General features: G+C 63.9%; 5 protein-coding genes and 1 pseudogene. 2 read left to right on the forward strand and 4 right to left on the reverse strand.

Translation table 11 applies throughout. The features are described from left to right. Window positions 1-123: 123 nt before the first annotated feature. From ACIRRA_RS45405 to ACIRRA_RS45420, 4 genes and pseudogenes are all read right to left on the reverse strand, one after another. On the reverse strand, window positions 124-756 hold the full coding sequence (locus ACIRRA_RS45405) for a recombinase family protein (protein ID WP_402782174.1): 633 nt from the start codon (window positions 754-756) through the stop codon (window positions 124-126). Between the two features lie 155 nt (window positions 757-911). Next, on the reverse strand, window positions 912-1,370 hold the full coding sequence (locus tag ACIRRA_RS45410; RefSeq protein ID WP_402782177.1) for a DUF6262 family protein: 459 nt from the start codon (window positions 1,368-1,370) through the stop codon (window positions 912-914). After that, on the reverse strand, window positions 1,360-1,563 hold the full coding sequence (locus ACIRRA_RS45415; RefSeq protein ID WP_402782186.1) for a hypothetical protein: 204 nt from the start codon (window positions 1,561-1,563) through the stop codon (window positions 1,360-1,362). Before ACIRRA_RS45415 ends, ACIRRA_RS45410 begins: the two co-directional genes overlap by 11 nt. A 265-nt stretch (window positions 1,564-1,828) precedes the next feature. Next, window positions 1,829-3,154, reverse strand: a pseudogene (locus ACIRRA_RS45420) (tyrosine-type recombinase/integrase); the annotation flags it as partial. A gap of 339 nt (window positions 3,155-3,493) precedes the next feature. Between ACIRRA_RS45420 and ACIRRA_RS45425 the strand changes: the two are divergent. Beyond that, window positions 3,494-3,730, forward strand: a complete 237-nt coding sequence (locus tag ACIRRA_RS45425) for a hypothetical protein (RefSeq protein WP_402782180.1) — start codon at window positions 3,494-3,496, stop codon at window positions 3,728-3,730. Window positions 3,731-3,994: 264 nt separating this feature from the next. Next, a partial coding sequence (locus ACIRRA_RS45430; protein ID WP_402782183.1) for a hypothetical protein occupies window positions 3,995-4,322 on the forward strand: 328 nt, incomplete at its 3' end.

The raw sequence follows: 4,322 nt of genomic DNA on the forward strand, positions 1-4,322 counted from the left end.
GGCTACCGGGTCACCCTCCAACCCATTACTCAACCCGAATAAATCACCAACACCCGTGGTCACCCGTGGTGGTCACCATATTTTCGTGTCAGTTCTCGTAGTTCCTGGTCAGGCGCGGTGCGGCTAGGGGGTCGCCTTGTTCAAGCGGCGGTAGATGGTCGGGCGGGTGACGCCGAACTCGGCGGCGATCTGGTCGACGGTGTAGCGACGCTTGCCGTGTTCGTCGAGTTCGTCGTACATCTGCCGGGCCAGCCGGACCTGTCGGGGGCCAAGTTTGGGTTTCTGGCCGCCGGTACGGCCGCGGGCGCGGGCCGCGGCCAGCCCGTCGCGGGTGCGTTCGGACATCAGGGCGTGTTCGAATTCGGCTATCGCGCCGAGGATTTGGAAGAACATGCGGCCGACGGCGGTGGAGGTGTCGATACCCTGGTCGAGCACGACCAGGTCTACACCGCGGTCCTGGAGCGTCTTCGACAGTTCGATCAGGTGCTCGAGGGAGCGTCCGAGCCGGTCGAGCTTGGTGACCACCAGTTGATCTTTGGGTCGGTTGGCCACTAGCAGGGCTTTGGTCAGCTCCGGCCGGGAGGCCAGTTTGCCGGAGGCTTTGTCGATGAAGATCTGTTCGCATCCGGCCGCGGTGAGCGCATCGTGCTGGCTTCGGGGTGCTGGTCGCGGGTGGAGACCCGCCCGTAGCCGATTCGCATGGCGCGGAGTGTATTGCGAACCCCCGACAGGTTGACGTTGGCGCGTACACGGCAACCGTTACAGTTCTGGCCTGCGGAAACCTACTGCGGCCGAGAGTGTCTCGTGAACGATCGTTATCTAGAGCCATCCGCGGTCGTGGACTGCTGACCTGGCCCTGTTCATCGGGGACGGTGTCGCCGACGAACAGGTGCGGGCGCGATGAGCGTTGGTCAGCAGGGGCCGATCGTTACGGAGTTGCGATGGCGGCTGCGAGTTGGTGATGTATCGGCCCGTTCCGGGCCGGAGCGAATGTCTGCATGTCGTAGTTGTCCCAGAGCCTGGGCGAGTTGCCGACGTAACCGCTGGTTCTCCTCTGCCAGTTCCCGATTGCGGGCATTTGCGACTTCCAAGCGGCGGACCAGCGAGGAATCGCTGCTGCGGTGATGCGCTGGCAGCGATGTGGCCGGTGCGCGACGATTCAGTTCACGAAGTCGCTGGACTTCGTCTCGGATGTCGGGCTGGGAGTAAAGCCAAGACCGCGAGACCTCGGCCGCGGCGGCAACGGTCTGAAACGTCACAGTCGCCCCGGCGGCGTCGAGTTCACGGATGGCTCGGATCGCCTTGTTGCGGGCCAGTTCGTGCCGGTGGCGGGCGGCGGCGAGAAGATGCTTGCTGTTGTCAGCTCGCATTCGGCGTGCCCTGCACTGCTGTGTCGGGATCGGTTGCGAGCGCGGTGATGATGCTGGTCAGATTGCCCAGCACTTGTCGGTTCATCTCGGCGAGCCGCTGTTGACCGCGTGCCTCGGCCGATGAGATCAGCTCGATGACCTGCTGCTGTTGGTGGCGGTGCTGAGGGAGGAACTCGGCGGTCGTGACGAACATCGGACACGTCAAGCAAGCGTTGGCGTGCGGGCAGGTCTTCACCAGCGGCAATGAGCAATATCCGTTGGGAAGAGCCTGGGTTGCTCGACCGACACGCTGTTTGGCCCAGGCCGCTTCGGCGAGTGGCCCATTGGGGGTCGAGAGTGACTGCCTCTCCGGTGATTCCGACCTTGCGGGCGGCTTCCCAGTGTCGGCGGATGGTGGTGTCGGACAGCCGCGCGTAGCGGGCGGTCATCATGTGGGAGTCGTGATCGAGGATGCGCCGGACAACCTCTTGCGGGACGTCGCGGTTGATCAGCTGCGTCCCGAGGGTGTGTCGCCATTGGTGGGGTGTGATCCGGATTCGCTGACCGTGCTCGTCTTGGATGGCGCAGCTGGCCAACCAACGTTGCAGGGCGCGGCGGTATGCCGATCCGTCTATTGGCAGTCGCCCGTCGGGGTTGTCGCGAGGCTTCGGGAACAGCCGCGAAATGCCCTGCGGCCATTGGGTGTTCAAGGTTTGCAGGTGTTGGGTGATGGCCTGCTCCAGTTCGTCGTCGATCGGGACCAGCGCTTCACGACGCATTTTGTGGTTGAAATACCGCAGGTAGGGTGCGCCGTCACGGTCGCGGACCACGCAGTCGACGGCCAGCCCGAGTGCGTCGATGACCCGCAGTCCGCCGCGCATGAGGATCAGTGTCACCAGCCGATAGACGGGAATGGTCCAGCGGTCGAGGTTGTCGGCGCGCTCGAGCTGCGCCATGACATGGTCGCTGAGCGCTCGGGGCAGCCATTCACCTTCCTTGGGATAGTCCTCAGGGAAGAACATGGCATTGACCGGGAGCGTTGTGTCCCAGCCGTGTTGGCGGATCGCGGTCAGGAACAGGTTGAGCTGGCCGATCAGGTGCCGGTGTGTATGGGGCGCTCGCCGTATGTGGCGTGCAGAAACGCCAGATAGTGTTCGAGCAGGGGTCGGCAGATCTCCGCCAAGCGGTTGACAGGTGTCGATTGCGCGGCGAGGAACGCGGCGAACTGCGTAATCGCGTTGGTTCCCAATCCTGCCGTCGCTGCGGTCTTTCCGGTCGATATCCGCCAGCGTGCCCAGCGCTTGGCCAGCTCTTTCAGCCAGGGCTGGGGAATCCCGTCGAAGTGGAGGTAAGCCTGATGGCTGGGTTGGCGGCGCGCTCCGACTGGCCGCTTCCATCACCATCGCCGGTCTGGGCACGATCGGGGGGATGGCCTGCCCGGGCTTCGCTTCCGGGTCGGCGGCGTCGATCACCTTCGCGACCTGCTCGTACGCTCGGGCTGGTCGCATGATCAAACACGGCCGATTCGCCGTGTCGACATCAAGACCCGCCCATAGTATGCATCCACTGATAACAAATCCAGAGTGAGTTTGGGGGTAGTGGCGCATCCGGCCGGAATCCGGCGCTAACGCAGTGATGCCCGGGACTGTGGAGCCCCCAGATATCACGAAAATGGTTGTGGCTGTTGCTATTTCTTGCCGGACGCGCCGGTGTTGGTCGCGGCTGAGCGCCGAAGTCCTGATGCAGCAGAGCACGACGTACGTGCCGGGAGCCTCTGACCGACGGACTTTCTGATCGGCTGGCATCGGCGGAAAACTGGCGTGACTGCGACTCCGAGAACAAGATACGGTGCCCCATGACCGCCACGATCCTGGCCATCATCGGCACCCTGCTTGGCACTACTTGTTGCCGGGCTGTTCCAACAAAGGAGCGCCGGCCGTGCCGAACGGACCGCAGCCGCCACGCAATTACGCCGCGACCAACTTGAGTCCGTGACCTCCCTCGCGGTCGCAGGGTCAGACCACCGACGGGCAATGTGGATGCGTGGCGAGGCTCACCTGCGAGGTGACCCCGAAGCCCGGATTCAAGAATTGCGACGTGCTTCCCACATCACGCGGTCAGCGATTACCCGCCCCCTCGTTTCGGTGCGAATCCTCATACCGGACACAAGAGTTGAAGACGCTGCCCAGGCCATGGTTGTCGCGGCCTACAGCATGCTGGACTCCTACACGAGCACTGAGGCGCTCACGGAGGCACAGGATGCCGCGCGAGCGGCCCACGACAGATTTATCGAGGCGTCTGCCGCATACTTCAAACCGTCGCCGCAGGCCATGCGCGACCTCGCCCGCCTCCTCGGCTCCGGGGCCGAACAACTACGCTGACCGGCAGCAACTTCGTTATTTTCTGCGCCACTACTACCGAGACCCCTGCCCTCCCGCCTCCGGTAGTGCTGAATCGATCGCGAGACAAAGCTTTTGGGCCCGGGATTCGAGCCCTGCCGCAACGAGTCCCGGAACCGATCGATTCTCAACAGGACCGGCGCCAGTCCGGAACCTCAAGACGATCGAAGTTGTCGGCAGCAGCGTGCCGGCGATGAGTCTCCGGTATTGACGCCGCACGTGCGACACACGCAGCACGCTGCGCCGGTGACAAGTTTCGTCTACATCGTGCTGGGGCTCCTCGTGCTCGTGCTCGCGCCGCTGGCCATCTTCTTCGCGCTGCTGACCGTCTACACAATCTTCAACGCGATCGTCCACCGCGACTCACGGCCACGCCACCGCAGCGGTTCGTTCGGCACCCTCGGAATCTCCTCCGACACCTCACATCCCGACATCAGGCCCCACCATGGTGGCCACCACCACGACAGCAGTGGCCACCAGCGTCACTGCTCCTGCGATGTTCGAGCGTTGACCAGTCGGCGCACCGCGGCGGCGACTTGCTCGGGTTGCTCGGCGGGGATGATGTGCTCGGAGT

The sequence above is a fragment of the Nocardia sp. NPDC101769 genome, assembly GCF_044766925.1.
Lineage (GTDB): Bacteria > Actinomycetota > Actinomycetes > Mycobacteriales > Mycobacteriaceae > Nocardia.